14 protein-coding genes are annotated in these 15869 nt (G+C 43.1%); 5 read left to right on the top strand and 9 right to left on the bottom strand.

Annotation, left to right across the window (positions count from 1 at the left end; genetic code table 11):
• Positions 1 to 4: 4 nt before the first annotated feature.
• Positions 5 to 916, bottom strand: coding sequence for a helix-turn-helix domain-containing protein (locus tag DXD68_RS02825; RefSeq protein ID WP_122360205.1), 912 nt, complete (start codon positions 914 to 916; stop codon positions 5 to 7).
• Between the two features lie 182 nt (positions 917 to 1098).
• On the opposite strand from DXD68_RS02825, the gene DXD68_RS02820 reads away from it, so the two are divergent.
• Together DXD68_RS02820 and DXD68_RS02815 are read left to right on the top strand one after the other, a co-directional pair.
• Entirely contained in the window at positions 1099 to 1587 is a 489-nt protein-coding gene (locus DXD68_RS02820) for a cyclophilin-like fold protein (RefSeq protein ID WP_122360204.1), read from the top strand.
• Positions 1588 to 1634: 47 nt separating this feature from the next.
• Positions 1635 to 2051, top strand: coding sequence for a putative quinol monooxygenase (locus tag DXD68_RS02815; protein ID WP_122360203.1), 417 nt, complete (start codon positions 1635 to 1637; stop codon positions 2049 to 2051).
• On the opposite strand, the gene DXD68_RS02810 is transcribed toward DXD68_RS02815, so the two are convergent.
• Positions 1975 to 2757, bottom strand: a complete 783-nt coding sequence (locus DXD68_RS02810; protein ID WP_122360202.1) for a hypothetical protein — start codon at positions 2755 to 2757, stop codon at positions 1975 to 1977. The genes DXD68_RS02815 and DXD68_RS02810 overlap by 77 nt on opposite strands.
• Before the next feature lie 113 nt (positions 2758 to 2870).
• Between DXD68_RS02810 and DXD68_RS02805 the strand changes: the two genes are divergently transcribed.
• Positions 2871 to 3902 carry an alcohol dehydrogenase gene (locus DXD68_RS02805; protein WP_122360201.1) on the top strand — a complete coding sequence of 344 codons (1032 nt, stop codon included), beginning with the start codon at positions 2871 to 2873 and terminating at the stop codon, positions 3900 to 3902.
• Here the strand turns inward: DXD68_RS02805 and DXD68_RS02800 are convergent.
• The 3 genes from DXD68_RS02800 to DXD68_RS02790 form a co-directional block, all read right to left on the bottom strand.
• Complete coding sequence (locus DXD68_RS02800) at positions 3892 to 4446, bottom strand: sugar O-acetyltransferase (RefSeq protein WP_122360200.1); 555 nt, start codon at positions 4444 to 4446, stop codon at positions 3892 to 3894. The two genes, DXD68_RS02805 and DXD68_RS02800, sit on opposite strands and share 11 nt — an antisense overlap.
• Positions 4447 to 4887: 441 nt before the next feature.
• Positions 4888 to 7848 (bottom strand): YDG domain-containing protein, encoded by a 2961-nt coding sequence (locus DXD68_RS02795; RefSeq protein ID WP_122360199.1) that lies wholly within the window; start codon positions 7846 to 7848, stop codon positions 4888 to 4890.
• An 18-nt stretch (positions 7849 to 7866) separates the two neighbouring features.
• Complete coding sequence (locus tag DXD68_RS02790) at positions 7867 to 8682, bottom strand: DUF6261 family protein (protein WP_122360198.1); 816 nt, start codon at positions 8680 to 8682, stop codon at positions 7867 to 7869.
• 908 nt (positions 8683 to 9590) lie between these two features.
• On the opposite strand from DXD68_RS02790, the gene DXD68_RS02780 reads away from it, so the two are divergent.
• Positions 9591 to 10454, top strand: coding sequence for an Rpn family recombination-promoting nuclease/putative transposase (locus tag DXD68_RS02780; protein ID WP_122360196.1), 864 nt, complete (start codon positions 9591 to 9593; stop codon positions 10452 to 10454).
• 104 nt (positions 10455 to 10558) lie between these two features.
• On the opposite strand, the gene DXD68_RS02775 is transcribed toward DXD68_RS02780, so the two are convergent.
• The 3 genes from DXD68_RS02775 to DXD68_RS02765 all read right to left on the bottom strand — a co-directional run bounded on the left by DXD68_RS02775 (position 10559) and on the right by DXD68_RS02765 (position 14256).
• Complete coding sequence (locus tag DXD68_RS02775) at positions 10559 to 11173, bottom strand: flavodoxin family protein (protein ID WP_122360195.1); 615 nt, start codon at positions 11171 to 11173, stop codon at positions 10559 to 10561.
• A 98-nt stretch (positions 11174 to 11271) separates the two neighbouring features.
• Complete coding sequence (locus DXD68_RS02770) at positions 11272 to 12678, bottom strand: aldo/keto reductase (RefSeq protein WP_122360194.1); 1407 nt, start codon at positions 12676 to 12678, stop codon at positions 11272 to 11274.
• A gap of 30 nt (positions 12679 to 12708) precedes the next feature.
• Positions 12709 to 14256, bottom strand: coding sequence for a 4Fe-4S binding protein (locus DXD68_RS02765; RefSeq protein WP_122360193.1), 1548 nt, complete (start codon positions 14254 to 14256; stop codon positions 12709 to 12711).
• Between the two features lie 170 nt (positions 14257 to 14426).
• Between DXD68_RS02765 and DXD68_RS02760 the strand changes: the two genes are divergently transcribed.
• On the top strand, positions 14427 to 15326 hold the full coding sequence (locus tag DXD68_RS02760; RefSeq protein WP_122360192.1) for a helix-turn-helix domain-containing protein: 900 nt from the start codon (positions 14427 to 14429) through the stop codon (positions 15324 to 15326).
• A gap of 3 nt (positions 15327 to 15329) precedes the next feature.
• On the opposite strand, the gene DXD68_RS02755 is transcribed toward DXD68_RS02760, so the two are convergent.
• The gene (locus DXD68_RS02755) at positions 15330 to 15836 is read right to left on the bottom strand and encodes a hypothetical protein (protein ID WP_122360191.1); all 507 of its coding nucleotides are present in this window, start codon (positions 15834 to 15836) and stop codon (positions 15330 to 15332) included.
• Positions 15837 to 15869 lie beyond the last annotated feature (33 nt).

Below are 15869 nucleotides of genomic sequence, written 5' to 3'. Positions count from 1 at the left end.
GGGCTCAGTTCTGCATCCGATATTCATTGGGAGTTATTCCAACTACCCGTTTGAACATGCGGCTGAGATGTTGAGGATACTGAAAGCCGAGGTCGTAAGCTATTTCACTCATCGTTTTGTCGGATGAGAGTAGTTTTTCCTTTGCCACTCCTATTACTCGGTCCTGTATATACTCAGAGGCGGTACGTCCTGTTTGTTTACGTATCATATCGCCAAAATAGTTGGGGGAAAGGAAGACTTTGTCGGCGAAATATTTCACGGATGGCAATCCCTCTTTTTGTGGTGCGTCTCCCTCGAAGTAATCATTCAGTAACTGTTCGAAGCGGATGATGATGTCATTATTTACCTCACCCCGTGTTTGGAACTGACGTTCATAGTAACGCATACAGTAGTCGAGTAATAATCCGATATTGGCACAGATCAGCCGGCGACTGTGTTTATCGATGGCATGTTTCAGTTCGTTTGAAATATTCTGTAAGCAGTCCATGACAGTTTGCCGCTCTTCTTCGGAAAGATGGAGTGCCTCGTTGGTCTCGTAAGAGAAGAAAGAGTAGTTTCTGATTTCCTGACCGAGGGCGGTACCATGTATCAGGTCAGGATGAAAGAGAATACCGTGTGCATGAGGCTGTATGTTCGGTAGCATTTCCAGGTCGGTTACCTGTCCCGGAGCGAAGCAGACGATAGTCCCATCCTGATAGTCATAATATTGACGACCATATTTGATGTTACCGCATTTGACATCTTTCAGGAATAGTGCATACACTCCATATCGGAACCAGGCTCTTTCAGGCCATTGTGTGGACTGGGTCAGATCGACGACACTTACCAAAGGATGCTGGGTTTCAAGTCCGAAGATTTTGTTGTAACGATCTACGCTGTCTAGTTCGATAATTTCATCTTTATTGATCTCTTCCATATCTCTTTCTATTTTTATACATTACAAATGTAGTTCTTTTCTTCATACGATTTCTATCGTTGTTTCAGAATCCATGATTAGGGTACAATTATCAGTAAAATGTATAAAGTCCCGGTGTTTCTGAGACTCTATTTTTGTATCAGAATAATTAAAACAAAGATAATCTGATAAATAGTAGTGATATGAAAAAGTTTTTATTAATTCCATTGATGCTGTTGACCGTTATGTCGATGGCTGCCTGTGGAGGATCGGACGATGATCCGGTGATGCCTGAAACACCTGAAACACCTGAACAACCCGAAACTCCTACAACATCTATGAAACTAAATATTACAGTCGGCAGCCGGACGATTACGGGTACGATGGAAGACAATGCTGCTGCACGGGATTTCCTGTCGCGTTTGCCTTTGGAGGTGACTCTGAATGATTATAACAATATTACTGAAAAGATTTTTTATCCGTCGCCTGCGCTGACGACGGCTGGTGTGACACGGGGCTGCTCACCCGCACCCGGTGATATTACGATTTATGTACCGTGGGGCAATGTCGCTATTTTCTGTAAAAACTGGTCGCGAAGCAACGATCTGATTAAGATCGGTCGTATCGACGGTGATGGTATCGGGGTTTTGAATGTGGCGGGTGATATAGCGGTAAAATTTGAAAGACAATAAAACCAGCGAAGTTTGGTTTGAGATAAGAAACAAAATAAATAAAGCAAATGAAGAAGTTACTAATCGTTTTATTGCTCACAGCTGTGATTATTCCGGTGATCGCACAAGAAACTGAAAATATGGTACGTCTGTCGAAAATTACAGTCGATCCGGAACGGTTGGCTGAATATAATGCTTATCTGAAGGAAGAGATAGAAGCCTCCATGCGGTTGGAACCGGGTGTACTGCTACTTTATGCAATGGCTGAAAAGGATCATCCGAATAAGGTGACTATACTTGAAATCTATGCGGATGAAACTGCCTATAAAAGCCATATCGAAACTCCTCATTTCCGGAAATACAAACAGGGAACGCTCGATATGGTCAAACATCTGGAACTGATCGACACTACTCCGTTGATTCCCGGGTTAAAGATGAAATCTCCTTCAACAGCCGTGAATACGGTTCGACCGAGGCCTTTCTGATCAGGACTCCTTTTTCTCCATGAAGTTCCCCTGAAGCCGGTAGGCAAAGACTAAGACAAGGGAGAGGAGGGAAAATACCTTCAATACCTTTGCCGTAATCCCAGGTTTCATCCGGTTCGGCTTGATGAACCAGCGTGCAAGGTTGTTCTGAAGACTGGAGGAGTTGAATGATATGATAACCTGTCAGTATATCGAATCCGCGGTCATTCTCTATGGAAAAGGCCGCTTCGTCTTCCCATCCCTCTTCGGTTACGTCCAGTATGATGCCGAGGGCGAGGTGAACTTTGTCTTTGTGCAACACATTCATCACTTCGACGGCGCCACCCGAATGGATTTCTTCATCCCCGGTAAATGCTATAACTACATCGTTATTCAGTTCATCACGTAGCATCAGGTCGATGATTACTGCATTAGTCGCACTGTTGTCGAAAGTCCCTATCCAACAATCACCGGCCTCTTCCATAAAGCAATTCTGATAGACACAATCGATATGAGAGGATATGAGTGTGTTCCATTCGGTCGGATCTGTTTGCCGGGCATAAATAAGTGAAAGAGGTCCTTCGTGAATTAACCGGTAATTACTTGATTGCAGCAGTCTTTTTATTTCATTTACCCGATTACAGATCGTAAATTTATTCCCATCGTCTTTGCTGTCGATGGTGAGACGTTGGAGCAGGGTGGAATACGATAGAGAGTTATGTTGCATGAATATTATGGAATGTTTTTCGAATACAAAAGTAGGAAGTTTTTTTAAGAGTAGGATATGATTATCGTGTAATCGCTATCTTTGTAAAATCTATTAATCAACAGAAAAAGATTATGCTTGCATATACATATATTGAACATGGTAAATTCGAACTGAGCGAGAAGCCGGAACCGGAAATAAAAGATTCACGTGATGCTATCGTGCGTGTGACGCTGGGTAGTATCTGTACGAGTGACCTGCATATTAAACATGGTAGTGTGCCACGTGCCGTACCCGGAATAACGGTAGGGCATGAGATGGTCGGTATTGTGGAGCAGGTAGGTCCTGATGTTATTTCCGTCAAACCGGGGGACAGGGTAACCGTAAATGTAGAGACATTCTGTGGGGAATGCTTCTTTTGCAAACATGGGTATGTCAACAACTGTACGGATCCTAATGGCGGTTGGGCTTTAGGATGTCGTATAGACGGCGGTCAGGCAGAATATGTCAGGGTTCCTTATGCCGACAGTGGATTAAACCGTATTCCGGAGACGGTTAGCGACGAGCAAGCTCTATTTGTTGGTGATGTGTTGGCCACAGGTTTTTGGGCAGCCCGCATTTCGGAGATTTCCAATGATGATACAGTGCTTATCATTGGTGCCGGTCCTACCGGTATCTGTACATTGCTTTGTGTGATGCTGAAGAAGCCACGACGTATCATTGTCTGTGAAAAGTCCCCTGAAAGAATCCGGTTTGTCCGTGAACATTACCCGGATGTGCTGGTGACAGAACCTGAAAACTGCAAGGATTTTGTACTTCGTAACAGCGATCACGGCGGTGCAGATGTAGTCCTGGAGGTAGCGGGTAGCGAAGATACTTTCCGTTTGGCGTGGGATTGTGCCCGACCCAATGCGATTGTCACCGTTGTTGCCCTCTATGATAAACCCCAGCTTCTTCCTTTACCGGATATGTATGGAAAGAACCTGACCTTTAAGACTGGGGGCGTGGACGGTTGCGACTGTGCCGAGATTCTCGAATTGATCGAGCAGGGTAAGATAGACACTACTCCGCTTATTACTCACAAATTTCCGTTGAACGAGATTGAAGAGGCTTATCGTGTCTTTGAAAATCGTTTGGATGGGGTTGTGAAGGTGGCTATCGAATAAATTTAGCCGGTACGCCGCCGACTATTGTGTTTGCTTCCACATCTTTTGTTACGACAGCTCCTGCTGCAACGATGGCATTGTCGCCAATGGTTACGCCTTGTAAAATAGTGGCATTCGAACCGATCCAGACATTTTTGCCAAGTACAATGGGAGCAGGATAGGTTGTCTTACGGTCTTCCGGTACAAGGCCGTGGTTGAGGGTAGCGAACACAACGTTGTGTCCGATTTGACAATCATCACCGATCGTAACACCGCCGTGATCCTGAAAGTGACAGCAGGCATTGATAAAAACATTTTTACCAATCTGAATATTCTTCCCGAAATCAGTATAGAACGGAGGAAATACACGCAGTGTCGGATCGACTTCGTATCCGAACAATCGCGAAAGTAATGCCCGAATCTCGTCGGAGGTATGATAGGAACCGTTCAGTTCGAAGGTAATACGCCGTGCCTCGTTGCTCATCTCATCCATGAAACGATGGATTTCCGGTGTATTGAGTGGGCCACGTGTTTGGACAGCCTGTAAAAAATCATTGAGTGTCATATGCTTAATTTTTATATGTATATTTTCATAATGCAAAGTTAGGAGGAATATACATCTTGTTCTATACCCGAATGAGGGAAAATGTTACCCATTTTACTGTTTTATCTCCTTTGTCCTCTTTTAAATACTGTCATACAATGAATATTGAAACAATTGCCCAATGTACCGGATTGTCGGTTGAAGAAATAAAGGAATTGTAATTTAGTCATATCAATCGAAATAAAAAATATGAACTATTTTATAGTGTCTGTTTATAGTGACAGATGGTAACTGATTCCCCTCTTGAGAGGGGATAAGGGGTGTGTTATCTTACTCTGAAACAAGCGAATTTCACACACCCCCTGCCCCCTCTCAAGAGGGGAAAAGTTACTCCCGTCACTGTAAATGGATAGCTCGCCTTTTTCTATCTCCGATCGCGAAGTCCACCTATTACCTGTCACTTCAATTAACCCTAACCTTTATCCCTTCCCCGCTTTCCGGCTGGAGGATATAGGAACCAGTGGCGATATTGTATAGATGATTTTCACCGGGGGAAAGTTGGGTGTCACGGATGATACGCCCTGCGAAATCTATCAGCCGGATACGGATCGCTTTCGGCGTGGTGATATGGAGCGTATGGGGCGACTGACGGATATACAGACCGTTGTCTATTTCGGCATTGGCGGTCGGGGTATCGCGGACGATACCCTCGATGGTGATCTCCGTGTCGCGGGTGACGGAACGGACGATGTATTTGCCATCGCTCGTGCGCGGTGTTACGACCGTACCGTTTGCCTTAACGACAGGCTGCGAGTTTTCACGATAACCTTCACCGACGGTTAAGATGAAAGAGAAACTACCATACGATTCTACCGGATAACTGCCGGCAACAGGATCGGTTGCCACACCATCAATCGACGGGATCGTCACATCGTAATAGACCGATGGGGTAGGCGGTACAGGTGGCTCATAAGGAGGAACATCTGTTTTCAATTCAAACTCGACCGTTGCTGTGTTTCCTGCCTTATCCGTTGCTGTTGCCGTATGCGTTCCGGCGGTGGAAGAACCTTTGTAAGTCGTAGCGTTGGCGGCGATCGATATGTCTTTTCCGTCGACAGCTACTTTGTCGATACCGCTGCCCGCATCGGAGAAGGTAAGCGTATATTCCAGGTCGTTCGGTAAGACGGAAAGAGACGGGGCTGTCTTATCCAGGTTAACCGATAATGTCTTATTGGCTAAAATATATGACTGGTCGTCACGTTTTAAAGAATAAGCATACTTGTAGCTACCCTCTTCATCAATAACAAGTTTCTCAACCCAGTCGTTCGACCTTGTTATCCCATCAGCTTTTATTTGAAAGCCACTTGGAGCAGATAAAGTAATGTCACTGGTGTACCAATCGTTATTACCCGCAGTTGCAATTGGGGCGGCAGAGGCTAGTTCTTCTTTTATTTCAATGGTGACAGGAGTTTCTGACAATTTCAGTTCATAATTATTTTTACTGAATTTATCGCCATCTATTAGTTTTAAAGTTCCTAAAGTAAATTCTTTACTACTTTCATCCCACGACAACTTACCTTCATAAGCAGCCACCTCTTCATTTACTGTTTCACTTAGAGTAAAAGCAGGGCAATACTTATCCACTTCATCTTGATAAATAGATTGACCGGAAGCAGGTGTTACAATCAACTCTTTCGGAGTAATCTCTCCTGTTAAAGTCAAACTGGGTTGCGTAAAGTTATAATTGCTTGTGGCAGTGCCTTCTACTGAAAAAGATCTAGGGAGAGTAATAGTCTTGTCTGTTCCTGCATTCGTATTATCATAAGTCAATTGATACGCAACGAGAGAAATATCATCCCCCTCCTTGACACCATACAATTTTAGAGCTTCTTCAGTTGTAACGGTATTATTTCCATCATATACCTTCATAATCGCATTGCCGGTAATAACCTTTAGCTCTGCCTTTTTAACTTTGAAGGTGATTGTGATTTCCTTTTCAACTCCATTAACGGCAGTTACAATAAAGGTTACTGCTTTACCTGTTTCATCTAAAGTCGTAGGTTTTCCGGAAATAGTAGAACCTTCCAGTTGAAGACCATCGGGTAATGAACTTTCTTCCTTGACTGCTATTGATTTTAAACCACCGGCATCAGCTATATTGGATTGACTGGATAGAACACTAGAGAAATCAAAATTATAATCAGTTTTATAAGTAAGTTGTTGTTCATCTATATTATTTATTGTAAAATCAATAGGTTTCCATTCTGCTATCGCAGTAATAGCTTTAGTTATTGTTGTGATAGCATTACCTTCAGAGTCTTTCCATCCTTTAAATGTATAGTATGAACGAGTAGGAGTTTCAAGAGATCTTACATCCCCTACATATTCTTTCTTACTTTCCGGACTACCCGAATAATTATAATCATAGGTAACAGCATATTTGATTTTATTTTCACTAACTGTTCCATTAATTACCCCATCGCAATTAATCGTACCTTTATTTTCTAATGTTACTCCACTTTCTATGGTAAGTTCTTGACCTTCATCAATTGTAAGAGTTGCATAATCTGGCAAACTTGCATTTGTCGAAAGTGTAACCTTATCACCATACATTTTGCCGATATCACCATCTACAATAATCCCATGCCAATTTTCCTTATCTTTGGTAAGTGCAATACCACCAAGTGCAACAATAAAGGCATTACCTTCGGAGGTTGTAGAAAAACTGCCATCATTACCATAGCGTCCACCTCCAATACCCGAATATATATAATTCCCATTATCATAAGTTCCTTGTGCCATTACAAATCCACCGGAAATAATGATAGTTCCTGCTATATCTTTGGAGTAGTTACGAAATCCAATACCTGCACTCAATACAAGAGACTCACCGTACGTTAACTTGTCTCCTCCTATTGCTTTTATACTCCCTCCTTCAATAGTAAGTTTTGTATCTTTTTCAACTCTAATACCTGCATTACCATCTCCTCCTTTTACTATCAAACTCCCTTCATTACTTTCTTTTGTAATTGTAAGTAAGGAATTATTGAATAAACTAAGTCCGGCATTCATATTTTTTTTTATATACAAAGTATTATTCCCTTTCAATGTCAGGTTTACTGTCCCATTAATAATATAAAAAGCTATATTACCATCTGTCGAAATATTGACATTCTCAATAGTAACATTCACTGCACCTGCTCCATCTACATTTACCTTTATATTCTTATTTGTAGGGCTTTCCGCTGAACTAGTACCGGTTATCTTATAATCACCGGCACTATTAATCTCATAAGTATTTCCCAAAATGCTTTCAAGAGTAACCTCAGTTACAGCTTGCGCCTTCCCCTCCAGCCCAAAGAAAGCCAGTGCGACCCATAGCCACACTACTTTCCATATTAATTTTCTCTTTTTTGTATGCATACTTTGTTTATTTATGTTTTATTCGATAACAGGTCTATCATCATCGCCACCGCCGCTGTTGTTGTCAGCGCCTTTATTGGGGTCGGATTGGGATGATTCGTCGGTTTGCGTCTTGCCGCCTGTGCCCGCACCGGAGCGGGCGGATATCTTCGTGCGGTAATCGTCGATCAGGGCATTCCACCAAGTGAAAAGTTCCAGGTATTCCGTATCTCCCTCCACCTGGGCAAGGGCGTTGAGCTGGTCGACCAGCCTGTCGTAACCGATATTCAGTTCACGACGCGTATTGACGGTTTTACGCAAACGTTTGTTTACTCCGTCGGCACTGATCAGCTTCGATTCCAACTGGATGCATTCATTATATAATGTACGGAGAGCCGTGACGATGGTTGTCAGTTCCATCTTTTCGATATACGTTTTATATTCTTCCGATTCAAGATCGTTGAGCAGGGAAGCGGTCGTCAGTTGCAGGTCTTTATATTTTAACTTGCTCATGTTACGGTATTTTTTATTGATCAGGTCCAGGACGATGGTGGCTGCCGTTTTGATGTCGGCAACGCTGCTTGCCGATAAGCCGGATACCATATTGAAAAGACCTGTACGCGACGCATTCAGTTTCTTTTTCATATTGACCGCCTTCTTATCGTAATCCATCTTGCTTATTTTATTGATACTGTTGTCGTATCCGTCGAACTTGTCCTTGAAATAATTGAAGGCAGTTTTGAACTTCAGTACCGAAAAATTGGATGCTGACAGGTAATTGACGATGAACAGACAGAAGTAGTAAAACTCACTGATTGTCATTCTTGTCTTGGGTGCTGACTGGATTTTAGCCATAACGTTTTAGAATTAAAATGTTTATATTCTTTGTTTTGTAAAATTGCTGACGAATATTTTTGCGATCGCGGTAAACGGTATGTGGGAGGCCTGAAATTATCTTGCGACGCAGGTTTTCATTTTCAAATACAAGGGAAATGTTAAAACCTCACGAGTAGATGTTAAATTCGCCGCCTGAAATTGTCTGTCGTACCGGGTGAGCAATTTCAAATACAAGGTAAATGTTAATATCACCCATGTAAACGTTAAATTCGTCGCCTCCCACGCATTAAAAACCTGGGTTGACAGTCGATTTCTCTCCTCCCACGCATTAAACGCAATGGTTGATAGTGCATTTCTTCGGGCAGACACATTTCTTGCTGTTATAATCGATTTGTTCATCATCTTTTATTTACTTGTTTGACAATCGATGTTTCTAATGAATGACTAGAATAAAGGATCGTTTTTTCTAGTCATTTTTGCGTTTCTCATTTTTACAATTGTTAACATGTATAATTTTATGCTAACTTTGATATTCAATTGAACTATAAAATGATAGATGCTTGAATTAAATCTTAAAATGTTTTGATATGTAAAAAATAATAACGTCATTTGTGACTAGAAAAAACGATCGATTAAATTAGTCATAAGAATATTGCTTCCTGTCAGTTGATATACAACACCCATATATCCTATTCGGAAAACCTTGAAAAATCTCGTTTATTTTGTGTCGGATGCCCTCAGAAGGTATTGCAGGGCAATTATACATTTGTTAAGATATGATAAATACCAAAAATACCAAAAGAATCCCACAGATGCCATGAAAAATAAGTTGTAAAAAACAACTCTAAGCATTGAAATCAATAAAAAACAACTATCTTTGTCCTGTTACCTGCTAGTAGGTAACAGACCATTAAAACCATTGACATATGGAAAAGTACGTTAACATTATGTTAGACAAAGCTTTTAAATCCGTTTTCGGAGTAAAGCAAGTAGCCATCGACTTTATCAATGCTGCCCTCGAAGGTGAGCGCCAGGTCAAAGACCTGACCTATCTTGATAAAGAAATCCAACCCGAAGTGATAGAACAGCGCACGGTGATCTTCGATCTCCTATGCGAAGACGTGGATGGGAGCAGATTTATTTTGGAGATGCAGAATTGTCCGCAACGTTGTTTCTTTAACCGGGGATTCTATTATCTTTGCCGGATGGTCTCTCGTCAGGGAGAGTCTGGTGATGACTGGAAGTATAGCCTGCTTCCGGTGTATGGTATCTATCTGTTGAACTTTAGTCTGCCGGAATTTCGGAGCTGGCGTACGGACGTAGTCCTCGCCGACGAGGCAACAGGTAAAACATTTGGCGAGGTCAAGCTGAAACAGATCTATCTGTCGTTCGACCTGTTCAATTTAAGTGAAGAGGAGTGTAAGACGCCTCTTGAAAACACGATTTATATATTGAAGAATATGAATTTATTTGATATGTCTCCGTTCAAGGAGAAAAATGATGCTTTCAAGCGCTTGCTCGATGTGGCAAACCTGGAAACAATGACTGCTCACGAACGTGCTGTCTATGAGGAGAATCTGAAAATCTACCGTGACTGGCGTGCTACGCTGGAATATGCTGTGGAGGAAGCCGAAGTTAAAGGCGTGGAGAAAGGCATGAAAAAAGGATTAGAGAAAGGTAAAGCGGAAGAACAACGCCTTATTGCAACAAACTTTAAAAAGCAGGGAGTTTCAGTCGAAACGATAGCCCAATGCACTGGGTTGTCGGTTGAAGAAATAGGCGAATTATAATTTCTTATAGCTTGTTAGTTGAATCAGCCAGATTGTTTAATACATAACAATCTGGCTGATTTTGTGATTATGTCTCTGAATGTCTACAGATGAGACAGATAATATTATCTGATAAAGTTCGTTATTTGCCGCTCTTCAGTTTCCGGCAATGGCTGTGCTCCGGCCTTTATGTTTTTCAGTAACCAGGCCATATTCTTACCGAGTGTCCGCATGATTTGTAAACCTTCGGCATCCTGTGCAGCCTCGCCGGGCAAGCGGCCGTGTATGATGTTCCAGTATTGTGAAGAGACGACAGGCATGTTGTTGATCGTAAAATATTTGTTCAGCCGGTCGATGGTAGCACTGGCTCCGCCACGTCGGCAGACTGCAATTGCGGCTGCCGGCTTGTATGCAAGCATATCCGAACAGGAATAAAATACTCTGTCAAGGATGGCACAAAGCGAACCGTTAGGCCCGGCGTAATATACGGGAGAACCTACTATCAATCCATCTATATCCTGAAGATTTTCACGTATATCTTCATACAGTTTATCTTTGAAAACGCATCTTCCCAATTCGTTGCACTTGTTACAGGCAATGCAACCTTGTACGGCTTTATTGCCGAGTTGGATGATACGGGTTTCGACGCCATTCTGTTCCAAAGCTGTTGCCACTTCAGACAAAGCCATAAATGTATTTCCCTCTTTTCGGGGACTTCCATTAATAAGTAACACTTTCATATATATAATCTTTATTGGACAAAAGTAGCAGTTTTAAGACAATGCCCTGTTCTTTATTCGTTCAAATTGTTTTTCTTTTTAGCTCATATATCCGGCTGCTATAATAAGTTTTGTTTCAGCTGTTCCGTATATTTATCTATACGTAACAACTCTTTCGGAATATCGATGTTCTGCGGACAATGCGGATTGCACTGGTTGCAGCCGACACAATGATTGGCCTGACGCAGCCGGGGAACACTACGGTCGTATCCGATAAGGAAAGCACGACGCGCTTTCGCATAATTTTCATCCTGCCGGCTTTCCGGAATATTTCCGGCATTGATACAACGATTATAATGCAAGAGGATCTCCGGAATATCCAAACCATACGGACAAGGCATACAATATTTACAATCATTGCAAGGGATGGTTGGATAACGGAGCATTTGTACGGCAGTCTCTTCCAGAAAAGCCAGATCGTTATCCGTCAGCGGTTCCAGCGGGGAATAGGTACGGAGGTTATCCTGCAGATGTTCCATATAAGTCATTCCGCTTAACACTGTCAATACACCCGGGAATGTTCCGGCAAAGCGGAAAGCCCATGATGCGACACTCGACTCGGGACTACGCTGTTTCAGTTTAGCAGCAATATGGTCGTGTACGTTAGAGAGACGGCCTCCCAGTAACGGCTCCATGATGATGGTGGGGATGTTCCGTTTCTGTAATTCGCCGTATAGATATTCAGCATCGGTATTCCGGGTGTTGACCTCTTTCGCATGTTTCCAGTCAACATAGTTGAGCTGTATCTGGACAAAGTCCCATTTGATTTCATCCTGACGGGAGAGGAGGTAGTCGAATACTTTGATATCTCCATGATAAGAGAAACCCAGGTTGCGGATACGGCCTGCCTTTCGTTCTTCGAGCAGAAAATCGAGCATGCCGTTGTTTATATAACGTCCTTCGAAATCTTCCATACCGTTCCCCATACCGATACCGTGCAACAGGTAATAGTCGATATAGTCGACTTGCAGCTCTTTCATAGAGTTACGATACATAGCCATCGAGTTTTCACGGCTCCATGTCTGGGGCGCGAAGTTGGATAATTTGGTGGCAATATAATAGGTATCGCGCGGATAACGGCTGAGAGCGATACCTGTGGCATGCTCCGAACGTCCTTTACAATATGCAGGCGATGTGTCGAAATAGTTGATACCATGTGCAATGGCATAGTCGACCAGGCGGTTGACCATTTCCTGGTCGATCTCATCGCTACTGTCTCTTGCACTGCTGTTGGAAACTGTCGGCCAACGCATACAGCCATATCCTAACAAGGATACTTTATCGCCTGTCGTGGGCGTGGTGCGATAGGTCATTTCGGCAGGAATATCACCGGAACCGTTTCCTCGGAAGGATGCGTTTTTGTCCGGTTTGCAACTATAAAGTGAGGCTGTCGATGCTAGTGTGCTTCCGCCTAAGACTTTCAGGAATCTCCGTCGGTCTATATTCTTTTTATTCTTTTCTTCCATGATGCTTTGTTTTGATGATTTTCGGGTATATTAAATGGTCCGGTGCATTTCGTGTCCTTCCACATAGATGGCACTCAGTGGGCGGGAGGGACAAAGATGTTCGCAGGCTCCGCAACCGATACAACGTTCGGTATTGATAACCGGTATTTTCGGTGAGTCGAGTGCTTCGGGATCTTTGGGAACCATTTGTATAGCAGCTGTCGGACAATGACGGGCACAGTTGCCGCAATCGACACCGTCGGTATTGACTACGCAAAGGTCTTTGATCCATACGGCATGTCCGATCTGAATGGCTGATTTTTCGGCTACACTGATCGGCTGTATGGCGCTGGTAGGACACACGTCCGTACATTTGGTACATTCCGGCCGGCAATACCCAAGTTCATAGGACATTTCCGGTTGCATCAGGGTCATAAGGTTGCCGGACGGACGCAGTACCTGGTTGGTACAGACGGATACACATAATTGGCAGGCAGTACAATGTCCGGTAAAGTTTCGTGCGCTTAATGATCCGGGAGGAGTGATAGGAGTGAGGCGTTCCGGCTTTTGTTTGTCTTCTATCGGAGCTAAACCGCCATCTACATTCTTTTCGGGTTTGACTTGTGCCTTCAATGTGGCTGATACGGCAAACAGGGTGGCAGCCGATAAAAAGTGACGGCGTGAGGCAGCGGATTTTTCCGTGGCAGGAGCCGATGCCGATGGCAATACTGATGCCGAAGCCGATGGCGAAGTGGTTGTTTCAACCTGTTTCTTAGGCAGAGATTGTCCCGGTACATATTTCAGGGCATTCCGGCGACATTTCCCGATGCAATCCATACAAGCCACGCAACGGCTGTAATCGATCCGGTGTTCTTTGGTGTTGATACATGCCGCTTTACAATTCCGGGCACATAATCCGCAACCGTTACATTTTTCGGTATCGATAACCGGTTTGAAGTAAGAATACCGGGCAAGGAAGCCGAGGATGGTTCCTACCGGACAAATGGTATTGCAGTAGGTTCGTCCGTTACGCCACGCCAATATAGCCAGTACGATAAATGTTATGATGGCTATGCTGAAAGTGGCTATTCCTTTCATCCAAACATCTACCGTATAAAAGGCATAGCTATCCATCCGTTCAGCGAGATAGGCGAGTCCATTGTTTGCCCATTGATAGAAAGGAGCGAACAGATTGGAGGCGATCCGCCCATAGGCACTGTATGGAGCCAGCAAAGCCAAAAGCGAACCGAAACCTCCAATCATCGCAAGTATAAACATAGCAAGTATCCCATAACGCAACCAGCTAACCGCCGGGGAATACGAAAAACGGTTCTTCTTTTGTTTTCCGGCTATCCATGAAACAACATCCTGAAATACTCCCAGCGGACAAATAACCGAACAGTAGATCCGTCCGAACAGTAATGTCAGGACAACAAGCCCTATCACTATTCCTATATTCACCGCCAGCAGTGCCGGAAGGAATTGTATCTTCGCCATCCAACCGAACCACTGATGTATTGTCCCTGTGAAGTCGAGGAACAACAAGGTGATCAGGGTAAAGAAAATGACGGCAGCAGTTAGTCTGATTTTTCTTAACATATACTTCTCTGAATATTTTGTTGATTATTACTGATGCAAAATTATTCTTGTTTTTCCCGTTAACAATTACACATATTACAGGTATATCTACCATTATTACAGATTTGCATAAACAGATAAAAAACAGATGCAAAAAACTGCTAACTTTGTAGAAACTAAAAAGAAAGCATATGTCGGAAATTATAGAAATGGATCATATTTATCAATATAATGACCGGGTGAATATGGAAACATTGCATCCGTTGATTAGTGTTATTGATTTCTCCTTAGTAGATTCACAGATACAACGTGCTCGTATGCGGTATGGATTTTATTCCGTTTTTCTAAAGGAAGTGAAGTGCGGAGATTTGCATTATGGTAAGAACTACTATGATTACCAGGAAGGCACTATGGTTTTTACCGGACCGGGGCAGGTCGTAGGAGTGGAGAGTAACGGTGAATATGTCCAACCGAAAGGATGGGCTTTGTTGTTTCATCCGGATTTGATTCGTGGAACATCTCTCGGACGTAATATAAAGAAGTATACCTTCTTTTCATATGAGGTATATGAAGCGCTCCATCTTTCGGAGCAGGAGCGGCATATTGTGACCGATTGTCTGCGGAATATCCAACTGGAGTTACAGCGGGGAGTAGATAAGCATAGTAAGACACTGATAGTCTCCAATATCGAATTATTGCTGAATTATTGTGTGCGTTTTTACGATCGCCAGTTTATCACGCGTGAAAATGTCAATAAAGATACCTTATCGAAGTTCGAGAAGATCATGAACGACTATTTCCAGTCGGATAAACCGCAGGATATCGGGCTGCCATCCGTTCAGTATTGTGCCGACCAGTTACATCTTTCGGCAAATTATCTGGGTGATCTGATCAAAAAGGAAACGGGTAAATCAGCGCAGGAGCAAATCCAGTTATATCTTATCGATATGGCAAAAGAGAAAGTGCTAGATACCAGCCGTTCCATCAGTGAGATCGCTTATGAATTAGGCTTTAAGTATCCGCAGCACTTTACCCGTTTGTTTAAAAAGTGTGTGGGAACTTCTCCGAATGAGTATCGGATGCAGAATTAAGTTTTATTTCTTTTTGCGGGTAGCGAAAACTTTAGCTAAAGTGATCCATTCCCCGTCTTCGTTGATGGCGGTACTTCGCCAGGTGAAAGAATTGTCTGTAATATCAGAGAATATCCATTTCATGCCTTGCGAAGTTATCTCCGTCAGGACAATTTCGTCTCCTTCTTTCCGGGCTTCCAGTCGGGCACATTCTTCCGGGCATCCATAGAAGATTTCCCAAACCTGTTTTTCCGGGTTAAATAATCTGAGAGTAGTCCCGTAAGCTGCGTCCGGTTGGATATCGATCAATCTTTCTGTTCGCGACGGGACAATAAAGACATCTTGTACTGCCATTCCGTCGAGTACCCATGAAAAGATCCATTCTCCTTTTACACGTCTGGGAGTAGGTGTGTTGAGGTGGTCGTTCCAGTCGAGATCCCATTCACCGATCACTTTACCAAAGAAATTGTACTCTTCCGGTATTCTTTCACTCTTTCCTTCGCTGACTAGTGCTGCTTCAAATTCTTTCATGATTTCTTATTTAATTTGATTCAAGGTTTAATA

The organism is Parabacteroides sp. TM07-1AC (assembly GCF_003480915.1).
In the GTDB taxonomy this organism is placed as follows: Bacteria; Bacteroidota; Bacteroidia; order Bacteroidales; family Tannerellaceae; genus Parabacteroides; species Parabacteroides chongii.
Note: the sequence above shows the minus strand (reverse complement) of the source record. Positions and strands in the feature narration are given on the sequence as shown.

Coding starts and splice junctions, on each gene's coding strand:
- DXD68_RS02820 (WP_122360204.1), top strand. CDS start 1,099: ATGAAAAAGTTTTTATTAATTCCATTGATGCTGTTGACCGTTATGTCG.
- DXD68_RS02770 (WP_122360194.1), bottom strand. CDS start 12,678: ATGGAAGAAAAGAATAAAAAGAATATAGACCGACGGAGATTCCTGAAA.
- DXD68_RS02825 (WP_122360205.1), bottom strand. CDS start 916: ATGGAAGAGATCAATAAAGATGAAATTATCGAACTAGACAGCGTAGAT.
- DXD68_RS02760 (WP_122360192.1), top strand. CDS start 14,427: ATGTCGGAAATTATAGAAATGGATCATATTTATCAATATAATGACCGG.
- DXD68_RS02765 (WP_122360193.1), bottom strand. CDS start 14,256: ATGTTAAGAAAAATCAGACTAACTGCTGCCGTCATTTTCTTTACCCTG.
- DXD68_RS02795 (WP_122360199.1), bottom strand. CDS start 7,848: ATGCATACAAAAAAGAGAAAATTAATATGGAAAGTAGTGTGGCTATGG.
- DXD68_RS02780 (WP_122360196.1), top strand. CDS start 9,591: ATGGAAAAGTACGTTAACATTATGTTAGACAAAGCTTTTAAATCCGTT.
- DXD68_RS02800 (WP_122360200.1), bottom strand. CDS start 4,446: ATGACACTCAATGATTTTTTACAGGCTGTCCAAACACGTGGCCCACTC.
- DXD68_RS02790 (WP_122360198.1), bottom strand. CDS start 8,682: ATGGCTAAAATCCAGTCAGCACCCAAGACAAGAATGACAATCAGTGAG.
- DXD68_RS02775 (WP_122360195.1), bottom strand. CDS start 11,173: ATGAAAGTGTTACTTATTAATGGAAGTCCCCGAAAAGAGGGAAATACA.
- DXD68_RS02755 (WP_122360191.1), bottom strand. CDS start 15,836: ATGAAAGAATTTGAAGCAGCACTAGTCAGCGAAGGAAAGAGTGAAAGA.
- DXD68_RS02815 (WP_122360203.1), top strand. CDS start 1,635: ATGAAGAAGTTACTAATCGTTTTATTGCTCACAGCTGTGATTATTCCG.
- DXD68_RS02810 (WP_122360202.1), bottom strand. CDS start 2,757: ATGCAACATAACTCTCTATCGTATTCCACCCTGCTCCAACGTCTCACC.
- DXD68_RS02805 (WP_122360201.1), top strand. CDS start 2,871: ATGCTTGCATATACATATATTGAACATGGTAAATTCGAACTGAGCGAG.